This is a genomic window from Sphingobacterium bambusae (assembly GCF_033955345.1).
Lineage (GTDB): Bacteria > Bacteroidota > Bacteroidia > Sphingobacteriales > Sphingobacteriaceae > Sphingobacterium > Sphingobacterium bambusae.
Genome location: NZ_CP138332.1, coordinates 1,867,096 through 1,885,279, shown reverse-complemented (window position 1 = coordinate 1,885,279; position 18,184 = coordinate 1,867,096). Strand labels below are relative to the sequence as shown.

Genomic DNA, 18,184 nt, shown 5'->3' with positions numbered 1-18,184 from the left:
CGTACTAACTTTGTCATAGCCCTTCGGGGTGAACAATTATAATCCACAAAAAGATCAAATTATAAGACCTATGGCATTTTCTACAAGAATGACGCGTCCTATTTTTCTCTTCGTTTTTTTGCTGCTGCAAGTCTTTTCCTTGCGGGCACAAACAATCGTTTCCTTACGAGGGACGGTGAAAGATGGACAAACCAATGCGCCTATCGTCGGGGCAACAGTTTCCTGGAAGGGAACGAGCAACGTAACCTCCACCGATGTGGATGGTCATTTTACACTGGCAAATGTGGCCCGTGGAGCGGAACTGTCAATATCCTATATTGGCTACGAAACAGCTACGGCAACGGTGCAAAGCGAAAGCATAGCCATCATGATGCAATCCAATAGCTCTGCCCTAGAGGATGTTGTCGTGATTGGATATGGATCGGTGAAACGCAAGGATGTGACCACCGCGATCTCCAGTGTGTCGCTGGAAGATCTTAACCAACGTCCCATTGTGTCTGCCGGACAAGCTTTGCAAGGAAGGGCTGCCGGTGTTTCCGTGATACAGCCCAATGGTGCGCCGGGCGGCGAAACCTCCATCCGCATCCGCGGAACAACCTCATTCAACGCCAGCAACAACCCGCTTTATGTGGTTGACGGCGTGCCTGTGGATAATATCAATTTTCTGTCGCCAAATGACATGGCCGATATTCAGGTATTGAAAGACGCCTCTTCGGCGGCGATCTATGGCTCACGTGCAGCCAATGGTGTCGTTTTGATTACCACAAAACAGGGTAAATCAGGCGATGCGAAAATCTCACTCAATGGACAACTAACACAAAACAGTGTCGCCAATACATTGGAATCGCTCAACGCAGCACAATACAAAGAGCTGCAAGATGAAATAGGTTTGGTAAGTCTTCCAGAAGGACTACCTGACCGTACAAAGTGGTTTGATGAAACCTTCACAAAAGGATTGATGCAGAATTACCAGCTTTCTATCTCTGACGGAACAGAGAAACTACGCTATTTCCTGTCGGGGGGCTACCTCGATGAATCCGGGGTTATTAATTCTTCGTTTTACCGTCGCTACAACTTCCGCGCAAACGTCGAGAACGACGTGCGCAAATGGCTGAAGGTAACCGCTAATATTGCGTATACCGATGATATCCGCAATGGCATCAATACGGGAAATGGAGCGAATCGTGGTGGGGTAGTCCTGTCCGCGATAAACACACCGACCTATGGCGCCATTTGGGATCCTGATTTTCCGGGACAGTATTATACGGACTTCTACGGCGTCAATATCAGCAGCCCATTGGAGAATATAGCAAGGACGAAGAATAACAAAGGACGCGAAAATCGCTTGATCGCTTCAGGAAGCGCAATGCTAACCTTTACGCCTGATTTGACATTTAAGAGCATGCTAGCGCTCGATCGTCGGAACGGTTTGGCAACTACATTCTTGGATCCACTTTCTACAACTTGGGGGAGGACGCAATATGGCGAAGCTTCTGATAACCGTAATATGAATACGGTGTTGACCTTCGACAATGTGCTAAACTATAAAAAGCAGTGGGGGCGACACGGTATCGACCTTATGGGGGGAACATCGTGGACGGCGTCCGATTATACCAACAGCTGGATCAATGGTTCGCATTTTAGGAATGACCTGATTGAGACGTTAAATGTAGCCAATAAGATTTCGTGGACAGGTACCGGTAGCGGTGCATCCGATTGGGCGATTATGTCTTTATTTGGGCGTGCATCATACAATTTCGATGGAAAGTATTTAGTGACCGCTAATTTGCGTGGTGATGGCTCTTCAAAGCTCCACCCAGATTATCGTTGGGGTGTTTTTCCCTCGGTTTCTGCCGCGTGGCGCCTTTCTTCGGAGGACTTCTTGTCGGACGTATCATGGATAAATGATCTGAAGATCCGTGGTGGGTGGGGACAAACAGGAAACCAATCCGGGTTATCAGACTATGCTTACCTGCAGATGTACAATGTTACACGGGTTGCTTGGTTTGTAACAGGGCAGGAAAACGCATTGCCTGTGACCTCCATTAATGGAAATCTGCGTACACGAGATCTACGTTGGGAAACCACAACGCAAAGCAATATTGGTGTTGATTTTACGGCATTTGCCAGCCGACTGACCGTCAACTTGGACTATTACCATAAAAAAACGACGGATATGCTCATGACAGCAACCGTGCCAGCAGGAGCAAACATATCGGGTTCTATCATGCGTAATGAAGGGGTAATGACTAACAAAGGACTCGAGCTGAATGTGAGTAGTAAAAATCTAGTGCGCGAATTTCTGTGGTCTACGGACTTTAATATTTCCTTCAATCGGAATCGACTGACGAATTTGGAACTGCAAAGAATCTACAGCACCGCACGTACATCTGATTTTGTAGACGATAATGTCGTTCGAAATGAGCCCGGCCGATCGCTAGGTGGATTCTTTGGGTACATCAGTGATGGCGTGGATCCCGAGACGGGCGAACTCCGCTACCGCGATGTAAATGGCGATGGACGCGTTTCCTCGTCAGACAGGACCTATATCGGCGACCCTAATCCTGACTTTATATTCGGCCTCACGAATAACTTGTCCTACAAGGGTTTTAATCTCAGTGTTTTCTTGCAAGGATCTTATGGTAATGATATCTACAATGCTTCACGGATGGAAACTGAAGGAATGTATGATGGTAAAAATCAATCGATACGCGTGCTCGATCGTTGGCGTGTACCGGGGCAGCAGACGAGTATCCCGAAAGCAGGTTTTGACCTGAAAAACTCTAGCTACTTTGTGGAAGACGGTAGCTTCCTGCGGGTAAAGAATATTTCCTTGTCTTACGATGTGAAGACGGCACGGTTGTCCAATGTGGGTATTCGCCGTTTGCAGCCTTTTATATCGGCCAGCAACTTGTTGACCTTTACGAAATATACAGGTTTTGATCCTGAAGTTAACCAATGGGGTAATAGTGGTAGTGTGCAGGGCATCGATTGGGGCACATACCCGCAGAATCGCTCTTTTGTGGTAGGATTAAATCTGGAGTTTTAACCGTAATCTGATGAACATGAAAAGATATTTTAATTATTGCATAGTATGGGTAGGAATTGTTTCTTGCCTACAGAGTTGTTCACTTGTACGCGATCCCTTGGATTCATTCTCTGATGTGACGGAAGGGATCAATGAGGCCGGTGAATATGTAGCTTTTAAAGATAAAGCATCCGTGCTCAGTCATCGTCAAGCCATGTACGACCAGATACGGAATAGACAAGAGCATTGGTATCTTGACCTGTTGCTGGTTGGGGATGCGCATGCCGATAATGCCTATGCTGGCACAACGGGGGCTGAGGTGTTGCCATTCGAGAACAACTCGATTGAGGGATCAAATTCGGTGCTTGCACGCGACTGGAGCCGCTATATGGAAGATGTAGCACTGGCCAACAAAATGGTGCAATATGTCGATTCTGTAAATGACAACAGCTTGACAACCAATGAACGTCGCCAATACAAAGCGGAAGCGAAAATATTTCGTGCATTGGTGTATTTCGATATGGTTCGGCTTTGGGGCGATGTGCCTTTGGTCACCACGGTAGCTAGAGATATTACCTCGGAGAATATCGAGGAGGTCTATCCCTCTTACTTCCCGATGCAAAGTAGCGAAAAGGAGGTGTATGAACAGATACAAAAAGACTTACTAGAAGCCATTCCCGATGCTCCGTCCAACAATACGGCCAACAAGACTATCTTTAGTAAATCGGTGGCACGCGCGGTGTTGGCAAAGGTGTATGCGGAGAAACCGTTGCGTGACTACGGAAAGGTTATCCAATATGCCGATGAACTTGCCGCTGATGGCTTTGCATTGGAAGAAGATTTTAGCAACCTCTTCGGTATGAACGATAACAATACGGATGCAAAAAAACGAAACACACAAGAATCTATCTTGGAAGGTCAGTTTTTTGCAGGAAATGGCAATTGGGTTACTTGGATGTTTGGACGCGACCTCACCAACTACAATTCTAATTTTACCTGGGCTAAATGGGTTACACCATCCCGTGACTTGATTAATACCTTTCAACAGGAAGGGGATGAAGTGCGGTTTGCGCAGTCGGTGGTGTACTACCAAACAAGTTGGAGCAACTATTACCCGGCAAGCAACTACCCGTTTATGTATAAAATTCGCTCAGCGGTAAATAGCATCATCAAATACCGTTACGCGGATATTTTGCTATTGAAAGCTGAAGCCTTGATACAGCGGGAAGGCGGCGATCTTAATGCCGCAGCGGATATCATCGATCAGGTACGCGTCAGAGCCAAATTAGCGAGATTGTCATCCGCCACCCGCGGCAACCGCACGGCCTTGTTGGACGCGCTTCTTAAAGAGCGACGCCTAGAACTGGCCTTTGAAGGGCACCGCTGGTTTGATCTGGTGCGATTGGATAGGGTAGAACCTGTCATGAATGCTGTATATGCGAAAGATAGTGGACGCCGTACGCAGGTGTATCCGTTTACCAACTTTTCGTACCGTATGCCTATACCACAAAGCATCCTCGATCAAAATCCGAACTTAAAGCAAAACTTGGGCTACTAGTCCACTTAACAACCAATTTATTCAAATGGAAAATTTAAAGAAAACGATACTCTTCAGTAGTTTATTCAGTTTAATGGTGATGGCCTGCGGTTCTAGCGGCCAATCAGAGGCTGTGCCGGAGCCGCCACCGGGCAAACAAACAGGTGATGTGACGATCTACACCACTACCGCCGCACGTACGCAGCAGTTTAAAAAGTCCTTTGTTGACTTTGGTAGTGGGGCAAATATGTCTCCGCGGACTATTCGTTTGAATGAACAACAGCGCTACCAGACAATGGACGGTTTTGGTTCGGCAATCACTGGATCGACGGCCTACAATTTGTTAAAGATGACACAGGCGGATCGTACAAAGTTTCTCCAAGAAACATTTAGCGTTACCGATGGAATGGGGCAAAGCTATATCCGGATTGCTATTGGTTGCTCCGACTTCTCGCTGAGCGAATACACGCTCAATGATCAAGAAGGCATCGCTAATTTTGCATTACAGGAGGAAGAAACAAAATACGTGATTCCTATTTTGAAGGAAATCTTGGCGATAAATCCGAATATTAAAATATTGGGATCGCCATGGACAGCACCCAAATGGATGAAAGTGGCCGACTTAACCAATCTAGCACCCTACGATTCCTGGACAGGCGGGCACCTAAATCCCAAATTTTATCAGGATTATGCGACATACTTTGTAAAATGGATTCAAGCGATGCAAGCGGCGGGAATTGCTATTCATGCTGTTACACCACAGAATGAACCGCTCAATGCGGGGAATTCAGCTTCAATGTTCATGTACTGGAATGAACAGCGTGATTTCGTGCGTGATGCGCTGGGACCAAAGTTACAACAAGCGGGGCTGCGTACCAAGATTTATGCGTTCGACCACAACTACAACTATGACAATATGAGTAGCCAAGACGATTATCCGGTGAAGATTTACGAAGATGCAAAAGCTGCCTCTTACTTTGCGGGTGCCGCATACCACAATTACGGAGGCGATAAGGCGGAATTATTGGATATTCACGGAAAAGCACCCGAGAAAGAGTTGATTTTTACGGAAACCTCTATCGGAACGTGGAATACCGGTCAAAATCTAGGCAGACGCCTGTTGGAGGATATGAAAGAGGTGGCTTTAGGAACGGTAAATAATTGGAGCCGTGCAGTGATCGTATGGAACCTGATGCTAGATTCAGAGCGTGGCCCCAATCGCGAAGGTGGATGTCAAACCTGTTTTGGTGCCGTGGATATCAACATGTCGGACTATAAAACCATCACGAAAAACTCCCATTACTTTGTTATCGGCCACCTTTCTTCTGTGGTGAAGCCGGGGGCGGTACGTATCGGTACCGAAGGTTTTACGGAGCAGGGCGTAGTACTATCCGCATTCAAGAATCCTGATAATAGCTATGCTGTGGTGTTGGCCAATGAGCAAACGAAAAATACGCGGATAACATTTACGGACGGTAGTAAATACTTTAGTTATGATATTCCTGCACAATCTGTCGTCTCTTATACCTGGAAATAATGAAAAAGTTAATACACTATATCATGCTGTTCCTAGGCATGACATCCGTTTGGGCTTGTAAAGAAGAATACCGCTATCCATTGGGCGGAGGCAGCCCGAGCCTAACGGTGGACGAGGTTGCAGATAATGCATATTTCGGCGATAGCCTAAGCTTTCGCGTGGCCGTAGCGGACGATGGGACGGAGCTATCTACACTGAAAGTTCAGCTGTATTTCAGCGGCGACAAAGTTTCCGAAAAAATTATCCGGACTAAAAGCTACGGCAATTATAATGCGAAAATTTTTGTTCCTTTCTACAAAGATATCCCAAATGGAACCGCAGAACTGCGCTTTGTACTCGAAAATGTGGGTATGGTTAAGGTGGAAGAAATGAAAGAACTCGCCCTGTCGAGACCTGATTTCCCTTACCTGAATTTGATTGCAGATTCGGAAACTATTCGCTTAGATCGTGTAGGTAACAACCAGTATAGCATCACCAAAGAGCTGCCACAAAAAGTGAGGGGCTACATTCAGGCGCCTGCATTTGGGGCGAATGGGAATGTCTTGAATTTCGGATGGGAGAATGAAGCGGTTACGCAAGGTAGCACCCAGCAGATTCCGTTTTCTTACCTGTCACCGGGCGAGTACAGTATTTCGTTCAACACGTTGACTTACCAAGCAGATCCTTTTCAAAGTTATATGCTGAATGGCGTAGAAATGCGTATGCTTGATGATAACCACTATACAGCGGATCTCACACTTACCGCGAATCAGGAGATGATATTTACCGATTTTCCGGCATTGGACGACTGGTGGCTAGATACGGATTTCATAATCCGTGAAAATGGACAGATCCGTTTTAATGCGGCTCCAGGTAAATACCGTGTCACCGCAGATTTTGATCGTCACTACTTTATTGTGGAAGCGATGACGGGAGATAATTTAGCTACACTAAACGCCGACGGTACCGGTGCCATATGGATTATTGGAGAAGGTGTGGGGAAACCCAACTTGGGTAACCAAGTGGGGTGGACCACCGAGAAGGCTTTATGTTTGGCACCTATAGGTGGCAAGAAGTATCGTATAACCTTGGTTGCCGGCCAACAGATCGCGACAAACAGCATCAACTTCAAGTTTTTCCATCAGAAGGGTTGGGGCGGGGAGTTTAAAAACGACGGGCTATCAACGAGCAGCGACCTTATTCTAGTCGGAAACGGATCTAACGGTCGAGACCCCGGTAACTTGGGTATTGTAACGGGCAGACAGTTGGTTGATGGCGCTACTTATGTGTTAACGGTTGACCTCTCCGCGGGCAATGATCAAGCTGTACTCAACGTAGAACGTAAGTAATAGGTATAAAAATCTAAACAACAAACACTAGGAGCCGGGCTATCGCAGCCCGGCTTTTTTGTTCCCCGATAAATCTGTACCTTGAGGCGCACTGAACAAAATTTCCCATGATGAACATGAGCCTTACTTTACGCATCTGTATGTTGTTGATGAGCCTATCGCTATTTAGCTTCGCCCAGCAATCTAATTCGAAACGTTATGTCTTAGCCATACATGGCGGAGCGGGCACGATTTTGAAAAAGAATATGAACGATTCTTTGGAGCGCGCTTATGTTGCCGAATTGACAAAATCCCTAAAAGAAGGCTATCGCGTACTGCAAACAGGAGGGACGAGCGTGGAGGCGGTAAGCGCGGCCATCCAAATTATGGAAGATTCTCCTTTGTTTAACGCCGGCAAAGGAGCGGTTTTTAACCACCATGGTGAAAACGAAATGGATGCATCGATTATGAATGGTAAAACCCTGCAAGCTGGATCCGTAGCAGGCGTGCACAGCATTAGAAACCCCATCACCGCGGCAAAAGCCGTAATGGAGCAGTCGGAGCATGTAATGATGGTGGGAAAAGGAGCCGAAGAGTTCGCTTCATCGAAAGGAATAGTATTGGTTGATCCTTCATATTTTTGGACAAAGCCCCGCTGGGAAGCACTACAGAAAATCTTAGAAAGAGACAAAGAATCTACAGCCTTGGATCATGATGATAAACAGAGCAACAACAAGAAATATGTAGATGAGAAGTTCGGTACGGTGGGCTGCGTAGCCTTGGATCAACAAGGCGCTTTGGCAGCCGGTACATCAACAGGAGGAATGACCAATAAGAAATATGGCCGAGTTGGTGACTCGCCCATCATTGGTGCCGGCAATTACGCTAACGATCAGGTAGCCATCTCCTGTACCGGTTGGGGTGAGTATTTTATCCGATCGGTTGCCGCTTATGATGTAGCTGCGATTGTTGCATATACAAAGCTTCCACTAATGCAGGCAGCACAAGCTGTTGTCGACAAGATCGAGGCGCTAGGAGGCGATGGTGGCATGATTGTATTGAATAAAGACGGACAAGTGGCTATGCCCTTTAACACTGCTGGGATGTACCGTGGTAAAATCACTGCCGATGGACAAGTAGAGGTCGCTATCTATAAATGATGACAAGTTTTAAAATTTTGCCCCTAATTATTTAAGATTTAGCCCCTAGGGATGTAATTTTTTCTGATATGTTCGAGTTATTATAAATTTAACAGATATATGAAAAAATTATCATTGAGCCTATTTCTTGGGACTAGCCTCTTGCTGCTCGTTGCGAGTTGCCAAAAACAATTACTTACCCTTACAGATGTATCTCCAGAAAACGAGATTGCTGGAATAACAAACGAATGGGCGGAAAACCCCTACAAATTAAATGTTGTCTATTTTATTCCAACCGATAATGATAGCGTAGCGAACTATAGAAAGCGAATAAGTCGTATCTTGCTCGATGCACAGTCATTTTTCGCGGAGAACCTAGAGCGAGAAGGTTTTGGCCGTCGATCATTTGGTTTGGATTTGGTTAACGACAGTTTGATCAATATCGTTACGGTGAGGGGGGAATCCGGCGCAGCTACTTACCCCTATAGCGGTGGTTCGGGAGCAGTTAAAACGGAAGTTGATGCCTACTTCGCTGCAAATCCGACGCAGAAAAAAAGTGATCATTATTTGATTATTCTGCCTTCTCGTAGTGGCGATCCACTGAATCCGGGAGGTGTGCCATTTTATGGAACGGGAAGATATTGCTATGCGTTAGATTATGCGCATATGGACGCGAAATATTTAGGAACGTCGGGGACATACGGTAACTTGGCGACAAAGTGGATCGGCGGACTGGTTCATGAGTTGGGACACGGGCTGAATGGCCCACATAATTACGGAACCGTTTCCGCAACGGCGGCGCATGGAACTGCACTGATGGGCTCAGGAAACTCAACTTATGGTAGAAATCCTACATATATTACAAAAACGAGTTCCGCAATTTTTAGTAATTCACAAACCTTTAGCTGGACCAACCGCGCTGACTGGCATCAAAATTTTAATTTTTCTTTGAAAAACTTACGCAGTTCGGTTGTAGATGGCAAGATTGTCCTATCTGGAAATTTTGAGAGTCAGCAGGCCATTAATTATGTAGCGGCTTATTTTGATCGGGAGCCCTATGGAAATAATCTCGATTATGATGCCATAACTTTCGGTGCAAATTCGATTAACAATGATAGCTTATATATTGAATGCCCTTTAAGTGATTTTCAAAATCGTTCTGGTATTTATCAACTTCGGATACATTTCATTGCTCCGAATGGTCTTCGTAAAACGGAGCATTTCATGCTTTCGTTCGATAACCAATTGCCTAATTTGGAATCCGTTTTTCGTACAGAACTATCCAATCGTCAATCTTGGACGGTAACCAGTTCAGGTGATCAGTCAGGGTCACCTGTGACCAATATTTTAGATGGTAATCTCAGTACTAACTGGCATACGCCTTGGTCCCCTAGAGAAACGCTTCATCCGCATCATTTTGTCATCGATGCCCAAACGATTCAACAGTTTAATACGTTGGTCGTTTACAATCGTAGTAGTTTGAACGGCGCTTTGAGTCAATTTCGATTACAGACGAGCACGGACGGTGTAAATTGGTTGACGGCTGGAACCTACAGTTTGCCGCGTTATGCCGGGGCTAATTATGTTAACTTGGGCAGTACGCTATCTACTCGATACATTCGTGTTGAATCAATAAATTCGCACGGAAACTTCAATTACACGCATATGGCAGAGTTTGATATCCTGCTAAGATAATCGCAGATTTAAAAGTCTTCTTTTTTACAAAAGAAGACTTTTAACTATTCTGGAATATTATAGTAATTCATATAGCGCACGATGCTGTTTGCGCGACGGTTTACGTAGGCCGAAGGGCGTCGTGCATCCCATTTTTGTGGACTTGGTAAAATAGCGATAATCAGGGCTGCTTCTTTTTTGCTGAGGCTTTTTGCCGATTTGTGGAAATAATATTGTGCCGCCGCCTCTGCGCCATACACACCTTGTCCCATCTCAATCACGTTTAGGTAAACTTCTAATATGCGCTTTTTGCTCCAAAATACTTCGATCAATACCGTGAAATAGGTTTCTAGACCTTTTCGAAGCCAGGAGCGATCCGGCCATAAAAATACATTTTTAGCGACCTGCTGGCTGATGGTGCTACCGCCTCGCAATTTCTTGCCTGCTTGGTTTTTTTCGAAAGCTTCGCGAATGGCCTTCGTGTCAAAACCATTGTGTGTCAAAAAATGCGCATCTTCACCAGCAATAGCCGCTCGTTTTAGATTATCAGATAGCTCATCGTAACTCAACCAGTCTTTTTCAATTTTCCATTCTTTGCCAGCACCCTTCCGCTCAAAACCACGCTGTAGTTGTAAGAATGTGACTGGCGGATTCATGATCGTCAATAACAAGACCCAAAAGATCGTGAAGCCAAAAAACAACAGGACGATGCGGGCTGCCCAAATACCGATCTTCTGCTTCCAGGATGCCTTACTGCTTTTTTTTCTTGTATTTTTTTTCTTTGTTGTAGAGCGCTTAATTGCCATGACCACGGATTGTGCTGCAAAGCTAGGCGATTTTTTGAAATTCTCCTAGTGGACCGCTCAGGAGATGCACATTCATCTGTTATTCCTATTGGAGATATCAAATAAAGGGATGAAACTACCATTTAGGAGAGATGCCGCAAAAGCATGCTGCCATCTATAAAAGTCTTGTCAAATCGGGCCATTTACCTTATTTTTACGGCTCACTAAAAATAAATTACCAGTGGCGAAAGAGAAAAAACAAACCCCTTTAATGCAGCAATATAATACCATCAAGGCCAAGTACCCTGGCGCTTTGCTGTTGTTTAGAGTGGGGGATTTTTACGAGACATTTGGAGAAGATGCGATTAAAGCTGCTGGTATTTTGGGTATAGTATTAACGAAAAGAGGCAATGGATCAGAATCCGAGACCGCATTGGCCGGTTTTCCGCACCATTCTCTAGAGACCTATTTGCCCAAACTCGTTCGCGCGGGCCAAAGGGTTGCCATATGTGATCAGTTGGAAGATCCTAAGCAAACAAAAACAATCGTCAAACGTGGGGTAACGGAACTTGTTACGCCAGGCGTATCGTACAACGATAATATTGTCCAACAAAAGTCCAACAACTATCTAGCCTCTATCTGTGAAGAAAAAGGTCAATACGGCATTTCTTTTCTGGACATCTCTACGGGCGAATTTCTGGTTGCACAGGGCAGCGCAAGTTATATAGATAAGCTTTTACAGGGCTTTAAACCTACGGAGATCATCTTAGCAAAAAAACAATACAAAGCATTTTTAGAACAATTTGGAAGCCAGTATTACACTTATACGCTGGACGAATGGCCATATACCGGTGATTACGCATCGGAAACATTGTTGAAGCATTTCGAAGTGAGGTCGATGAAAGGTTTCGGTATCGAGCGCATGCCACTAGGGATGCTTGCTGCCGGAGTAGCCTTGCACTACCTCAATGAAACCGAGCATCGTAATCTACAGCATGTCTCGCATATCGCTCGAATTGAGGAAGACCGGTTTATGTGGTTGGATCGCTTTACCATCCGTAATTTAGAATTGATCGGCTCGGCAAACGAAAATGCGACCACCCTTTCCGACGTCTTGGATCAAACGGCTTCCCCCATGGGTGCTCGCTTGTTGAAGAGGTGGATGGTGATGCCCCTCAAAGATTTGAAGTCTATCAACGAACGCTTAGATGTTGTTTCCTATTTTTATGAACATCGTGATCTGCGTGATGAACTTATCAAAGAGATAAAACAAGTGGGCGATCTGGAACGCCTTATTTCTAAAATAGGCTTGCAGAAAGCGAATCCACGTGAAATAACACAGTTGAAGCGATCATTATATGCTGTAGAAAAACTGAAAACCTTGACTAATATCCCGTCTTCGGAAAGTTTGCGTGTTATCTCTGAACAACTGAATATTTGCCAGATTATCCGAGATAAGATGGAAGGCATGCTTCAGGCAGAACCACCGGTGTCGATCCTGAAGGGAAATGTCATTGCGGATGGTGTCGATGCAGATTTGGATAAATTACGCAAGGTAGCCTTTGGCGGAAAAGACTATCTGTTGGAAATACAGCGACGAGAATCGGAAGCCACTGGCATTCCCTCGTTGAAGATTGCATTCAACAATGTCTTCGGCTACTACCTCGAGGTAACAAATACACACAAGGATAAAGTTCCCACGGAATGGATACGAAAACAAACCTTAGTCAATGCGGAACGATATATCACCGAAGAGCTCAAGGAATATGAAGAGCAGATTCTAGGCGCCGAAGAGAAAATTCAAGCCATAGAAAGCCGGATATATGCCGAGCTGCTTTTGGATATCACGAACTACATCAAGCCCATACAGCTTAATGCGCAACTTATTGCCAAGCTAGATGTACTGCTGAACTTCGCTTGGATTGCCGAGAAAAACTTTTATGTCAAACCTGTGGTCACGGAGGACAAATTGCTAGACATCAAAGGTGGTCGCCATCCTGTTATTGAAAAGAATTTGCCGCTCGGGGAGGATTATATCACTAACGACACTTTTCTGGATCCAGAGAGCCAGCAGATTATTATTATTACCGGTCCAAACATGGCCGGTAAGTCGGCCTTGTTGCGGCAGACAGGCTTGATCGTGCTCATGGCACAGATAGGCTGCTTTGTCCCGGCAAAAGAAGCGACCATAGGTTTAGTCGACAAAATTTTTACGCGGGTGGGAGCCTCCGACAACTTGTCTTCGGGCGAGTCGACCTTTATGGTGGAGATGAACGAGACTGCCAGCATCATGAATAATCTTTCCGATCGTTCGTTAATCCTACTGGATGAAATTGGTCGCGGCACGAGTACCTATGATGGTATCTCTATTGCGTGGGCTATTGCCGAATTTTTACATAATCATCCTACCGCGAGGGCGAAAACACTTTTTGCTACGCATTATCACGAGTTAAATGAATTGACGAACTCTATGTCGCGTATCAAAAATTTTAATGTCACGGTGAAGGAACTGAACAATAAGGTCATCTTTTTACGCAAATTGGTGCCAGGTGGTTCCGAGCATAGCTTCGGTATACATGTGGCTAAATTGGCGGGTATGCCGGCCAAATTGATCGGTCGAGCAGGGGAAATCCTGAAACGACTGGAGCAGGAACGTACCGGTGGAGAACAGATAAAAGATAGTATGCGTAAGATCCAAAAGCAGGCTTACCAGTTACAGATGTTCGCTATTGATGATCCTGTTTTGGAAAAAATTCGCGATATGCTCAACAACTTGGATGTGAATACCCTCACGCCAGTAGAAGCCTTGATGAAACTTGACGAGATACAGCGCCTATTGAAGAACTAAAGCCTCACAGTTAACGGGAGGAGCAGAACAAAAATAGTACGCAACCAACGCAGCAGCGTGTAATTTTGCGGTTTCCTAAAAGCGGAAAAATAGCTGCAAACTAGCGTAGTTGGGTTGGATGCTTGTGAGCAGGTTGTTGTCCCAATTGTAAGGAATATAGTGATAAGCTGCTTCGATACCGATATATTTCTTACCGATAATATGACGCATTAGGTTTAGCGCCAAGGTGGTTCGCATGGTGTGCACATTGTGGTATTGAACACTGCTTGTACTCTCTCCATATTCGTCGTCAAAATAATTTACTTCGCTTAAACCGGTATTTGTAATGTCGTAATACAAGCCTACTTTAGGCGCGATAATAAATTTGTCGTTGTCAAACAATTTAACGCCAACATTACCTCCTATACTGAAACTTGCACTGGAATTGACATGTTCAGCCTCGTCGTATAGCAAGTAGTCAAAAGACCTATCGTTCGAATTAATTCTGATTTTTATACCACCTTCAAAAAAGACAGGAGAAGACAATCCTGAGGAATAGAGCAAGCCAACGGTGGTATTGGTTTTAAATAAAGGGTCTGAGCCCGTAATAGGAAATTCAGCCCCTGCGGAAACGATCACCCCAGATCGATGTTTAGCATCCTGCTGGGAGCGGGCTTTTTCTGTTGCGGTAGGTTGCGGTGCTGGCTGCACATTTTCAAAAGATTGATAAAACTCGTCCAAGTGATCGGCAAAGAGCAGGGCGATATCTTCTTCTTGTTCTGTAAGGTTAAAGGATGGGGAATTTAATAAGGCGTTTGCCTTCAGCTTAATTAGGGAATCGATCGGATGGTTGAGCGGTACGTAGTTAAATTCGGCTTTGTTTTCTTCATAAATACGTCGGTATTCTTTCTCAACAGCATAATCCCAGCGCATCGTCAGCACTTCGTGGTAATTTTTGGAGAGGTAGTCGGCTATGAGTGCTCCACTAGTTTTGCGCTCAATCAGTGCCTGTATAATACGCATACGCTGTGTAAATTCGTTTTCACCACAAGCACTTTGAATCGTGCCCAATATACTTTCCAAGTTTTGGTAATCATTTTTTTGCAGCGCAGGAACCAGCTTGTCCAAGGCTACAGCAACTATCTTTTCACAATCCTGTAAGGATGCTTTTTTTGTATTTGCCTGCACATAAATAGATGGGAAAAGGAAAAGGGGTAAAAAGAGGAAAGTTAAAATTTTAGCCATGACGTGATTCTTGTACCAATAATAGCAAAATTAATTCGCTTATAAAAGAGAAGATAGCTAGGAGGCCTAAAATATAAGTTTACCTTTGCATATGGGTTCCATTTTTAGGTTCAAGCAATTCGAGGTTGATCAGGGAAATTGCGCGATGAAAATCAACACAGATGGCGTCATCATAGGAGCCATGGCTTATCAAGAAGGTGCTGCTCGGATCCTCGATGTGGGCAGCGGCACTGGGGTTATTACGCTGATGCTTGCCCAACGTCATCCCGAGGCTCTTGTCGATGCTGTGGAAATCGACGAGGAAGCCTACATACAGGCTACCTATAACTTTCGCCAGTCGATTTTTGCTGATCGACTGCGCTCAATCAATAGTGATTTTCGCGATTTCCACCCCGAGGTGAGCTATGATTTGATCGTTTCAAATCCGCCATTTTACACAAAATCGCTGCATAATCCTGATCCTCGCAAGAAATTGGCGAAACATGCCGATTTTCTTTTTTTTGAAGCGTTGTTGGACTTCGTGGCTCTTCATTTATCGGTTCATGGTGAATTTCATTGTATTCTTCCTATAGGACTGGCAGAAGAGGTCGTAGCATTGATGTTGCCCAAGAGGAACCTTTACTTGCAACGGATAATTAATATCTCCTCTTATCCCGATGCTGATCCGATCCGAAGCCTATTGGCAATTGGAAAGCGAACTGGCGAGGTGGGGTACGATACGCTGATCATCTACGAACGACGAGCTGAGCATACGGAAGAATATAAGAACCTGTTGAAACCTTATTTTTTAGCATTCTAAGTATGAAAAAAATTGGACTACTATCCGATACACATGGTTATTTAGATGACGCCGTTTTCCGGTATTTCGAATCCTGTGATGAGATATGGCATGCCGGCGATTTTGGAGCCATAGAGATTGTGGATACGTTGGCAGCTTTTAAGCCATTCAAAGGGGTGTGGGGAAATATCGACGGGAAGGACATTCGTTTGACCTGTCCAGAGCACGAGCGTTTTACCTGCGAACAGGTTGATGTATGGATGACACATATTGGCGGTTATCCGGGACGATATGCACCGCAGGTGAAAGCCGATATCATGTTAGATCCGCCGAAATTGTTTATCTGCGGACATTCACATATTCTAAAAGTGCAGTACGATCCGAAATTGAATTTATTGCATTTAAATCCTGGCGCGGCCGGCAAACAGGGCTGGCATAAGGTGCGGACACTAATGCGGTTTCAGATTCAAGAAGATAGGATAGAAAACCTAGAAGTAATAGAATTAGGAGGTCGATAGTCTAAAGACTGTCGCGTACCTCCAGTAGAAATTTCTTTAAGCGTTCCAGCGAGTCGACAACACGTTGGTTTTCCTTGACTTCGTTTTTGTTGGAACGCAGGTAGTCGCGTGCACCTTGCAATGTATAACCTTTATCCTTTACCAAGCTGTAGATGATCTTGAGGTTGGAGATATCTTCTTGTGTGAAAAGACGATTGCCTTTTTTATTTTTTTTGGGCTGCAGAATATCAAATTCACGTTCGTAAAACCGAATTTGAGAGGCATTTACACCGAACATGGCGGTCACTTCTCCCATGGTGTAATATAACTTGTTTATTTCGCGTTCTTTGTACGGCATAATTTACTTTCTACTTAAACAAATATACGAGCTCTGTTTGATATTCAAAATTTTTCAATGATCGAATGTGTTACAGAAAAATTTCTAAATTTAAAATGATGAACGGCATAGTCATAATTAGCAAATTTTGGACTAACTTTTTTTCCGCAGGCCGTGCCGTTGCGGTAACCGTCTTTCCCTTTATTTTTGTGATTTCCACAGACCGTGCCGCAGATAAAACTTTGCTGCAGCACGAAAATATACATATCCGGCAGGCGCTCGAACTGGGCGTTCTTCCTTTTTATATTTGGTATTTTTTGGAATTTTTGGTTTTATACCTTCGCCACAGAAACATTCAACAAGCTTATCTGCACATCATCTTTGAACGTGAAGCCTACCGGCATCAGGCAGATATAGATTATCTGCAGAAGCGAAAACGATGGGCATTCTTACGTTTGCGGGGAGGCGTTTAAATACAAAAGGCCTCTTTTTGAAAGAAGCCTTTGTATTTTATTGTTACTTGCTACGCTTAGGCGTATACCAAACGTAGATAAGCGGCCACCTTTGCTTTTAGGTTCCTTCTGTCGACGATAAAGTCGAGGAAGCCATGCTCCAAAACGAATTCGGATGTTTGAAAGCCTTTTGGAAGGTCCTTTTTAATTGTTTCTTTGATAACACGAGGACCCGCGAAGCCGATAAGCGCCCCGGGCTCGGCAATATTAATGTCTCCAAGCATCGCATAAGAGGCGGTTACACCACCCGTTGTAGGATCTGTTAAAAGACATACATAAGGGATTTTCGCTTTAGCTAGCAGCGCTAGTTTAGCAGACGTTTTGGCCATTTGCATTAATGAAAATGCCGCTTCCATCATGCGTGCACCACCCGATTTGGAGATCAGCATAAATGGAATTTTATGTTCCAAACAGTAATCAATAGAGCGCGCAATCTTCTCGCCTACTACGGAACCCATGGAGCCACCAATAAAGTTGAAATCCATACAGGCAATGACCACATCTTTGCCTTCCATCTTGCCGTGTCCGCAACGGATAGCATCTTTTAGACCGGTTTTGGCTTGGCTATCGGCCAAACGAACGGGATAGGGTTTTGTATCGGCAAAGGTAAGTGGATCACCAGAGCTGAGGTTTTCGAAAAGCTCTGTGAAACGATTGTCATCGAATAAAATGGAAAAATATGCCGCTGATCCGATTCGGATATGATAGTCGCAATATTGGCAAACGTACTTGTTTTCAATCTGTTCGCTGTTCAATAGGGGCTTCTTACAGTTCGGACATTTGTTCCACATGCCGTCAGGAGCTTCCTTTTTATTTTCGGTTGCAGTACTGATCCCTGCCTTGTTTCTTTTAAACCAACTCATAAGTTCTCGATAATTCGGACTACAAATAAACGAAAAATATCCTAAAAAAAGGGATCAAGCAGAATTCTTGGGGGCGACAAAGGGTTCTTGACCAGCAATAAGGGATCCTTTACCAACA

General features: G+C 44.7%; 14 protein-coding genes. 10 read left to right on the top strand and 4 right to left on the bottom strand.

The window, feature by feature from the left end; genetic code table 11:
• The first annotated feature begins 70 nt into the window (after positions 1-70).
• The 6 genes from SCB77_RS08095 to SCB77_RS08070 all read left to right on the top strand — a co-directional run bounded on the left by SCB77_RS08095 (position 71) and on the right by SCB77_RS08070 (position 10,243).
• Positions 71-3,049 carry a SusC/RagA family TonB-linked outer membrane protein gene (locus SCB77_RS08095; RefSeq protein ID WP_320185924.1) on the top strand — a complete coding sequence of 993 codons (2,979 nt, stop codon included), beginning with the start codon at positions 71-73 and terminating at the stop codon, positions 3,047-3,049.
• Positions 3,050-3,059: 10 nt separating this feature from the next.
• Positions 3,060-4,586 (top strand): RagB/SusD family nutrient uptake outer membrane protein, encoded by a 1,527-nt coding sequence (locus SCB77_RS08090; RefSeq protein WP_320185923.1) that lies wholly within the window; start codon positions 3,060-3,062, stop codon positions 4,584-4,586.
• A gap of 25 nt (positions 4,587-4,611) precedes the next feature.
• Complete coding sequence (locus tag SCB77_RS08085; protein WP_320185922.1) at positions 4,612-6,102, top strand: glycoside hydrolase family 30 protein; 1,491 nt, start codon at positions 4,612-4,614, stop codon at positions 6,100-6,102.
• Positions 6,102-7,430, top strand: a complete 1,329-nt coding sequence (locus SCB77_RS08080) for a DUF5125 domain-containing protein (protein ID WP_320185921.1) — start codon at positions 6,102-6,104, stop codon at positions 7,428-7,430. Before SCB77_RS08085 ends, SCB77_RS08080 begins: the two co-directional genes overlap by 1 nt.
• A gap of 116 nt (positions 7,431-7,546) precedes the next feature.
• Complete coding sequence (locus SCB77_RS08075; protein WP_320185920.1) at positions 7,547-8,569, top strand: isoaspartyl peptidase/L-asparaginase family protein; 1,023 nt, start codon at positions 7,547-7,549, stop codon at positions 8,567-8,569.
• Between the two features lie 99 nt (positions 8,570-8,668).
• Positions 8,669-10,243 (top strand): discoidin domain-containing protein, encoded by a 1,575-nt coding sequence (locus tag SCB77_RS08070; RefSeq protein WP_320185919.1) that lies wholly within the window; start codon positions 8,669-8,671, stop codon positions 10,241-10,243.
• Between the two features lie 44 nt (positions 10,244-10,287).
• Here SCB77_RS08070 and mtgA read toward each other — a convergent pair whose 3' ends face one another.
• On the bottom strand, positions 10,288-11,028 hold the full coding sequence (gene mtgA, locus SCB77_RS08065; protein ID WP_320185918.1) for a monofunctional biosynthetic peptidoglycan transglycosylase: 741 nt from the start codon (positions 11,026-11,028) through the stop codon (positions 10,288-10,290).
• A 250-nt stretch (positions 11,029-11,278) separates the two neighbouring features.
• On the opposite strand from mtgA, the gene mutS reads away from it, so the two are divergent.
• Positions 11,279-13,855 (top strand): DNA mismatch repair protein MutS, encoded by a 2,577-nt coding sequence (gene mutS / locus SCB77_RS08060; RefSeq protein WP_320185917.1) that lies wholly within the window; start codon positions 11,279-11,281, stop codon positions 13,853-13,855.
• Between the two features lie 75 nt (positions 13,856-13,930).
• Here the strand turns inward: mutS and SCB77_RS08055 are convergent, their stop codons facing one another.
• Entirely contained in the window at positions 13,931-15,079 is a 1,149-nt protein-coding gene (locus SCB77_RS08055; protein ID WP_320185916.1) for a hypothetical protein, read from the bottom strand.
• A gap of 145 nt (positions 15,080-15,224) precedes the next feature.
• On the opposite strand from SCB77_RS08055, the gene SCB77_RS08050 reads away from it, so the two are divergent.
• On the top strand, positions 15,225-15,878 hold the full coding sequence (locus SCB77_RS08050) for a tRNA1(Val) (adenine(37)-N6)-methyltransferase (protein ID WP_320185915.1): 654 nt from the start codon (positions 15,225-15,227) through the stop codon (positions 15,876-15,878).
• Positions 15,879-15,880: 2 nt separating this feature from the next.
• Entirely contained in the window at positions 15,881-16,375 is a 495-nt protein-coding gene (locus tag SCB77_RS08045; RefSeq protein ID WP_320185914.1) for a metallophosphoesterase family protein, read from the top strand.
• 1 nt (position 16,376) lies between these two features.
• On the opposite strand, the gene SCB77_RS08040 is transcribed toward SCB77_RS08045, so the two are convergent.
• Positions 16,377-16,712: a MerR family transcriptional regulator gene (locus tag SCB77_RS08040; RefSeq protein WP_320185913.1), complete on the bottom strand. Its 336-nt coding sequence runs from the start codon at positions 16,710-16,712 to the stop codon at positions 16,377-16,379.
• Positions 16,713-16,807: 95 nt separating this feature from the next.
• On the opposite strand from SCB77_RS08040, the gene SCB77_RS08035 reads away from it, so the two are divergent.
• Positions 16,808-17,164: a hypothetical protein gene (locus SCB77_RS08035; RefSeq protein WP_320185912.1), complete on the top strand. Its 357-nt coding sequence runs from the start codon at positions 16,808-16,810 to the stop codon at positions 17,162-17,164.
• Positions 17,165-17,220: 56 nt separating this feature from the next.
• Here the strand turns inward: SCB77_RS08035 and accD are convergent, their stop codons facing one another.
• A complete protein-coding gene (gene accD / locus SCB77_RS08030; RefSeq protein WP_320185911.1) occupies positions 17,221-18,066 on the bottom strand; it encodes an acetyl-CoA carboxylase, carboxyltransferase subunit beta in 846 nt (281 codons plus the stop codon).
• Positions 18,067-18,184: the final 118 nt, after the last annotated feature.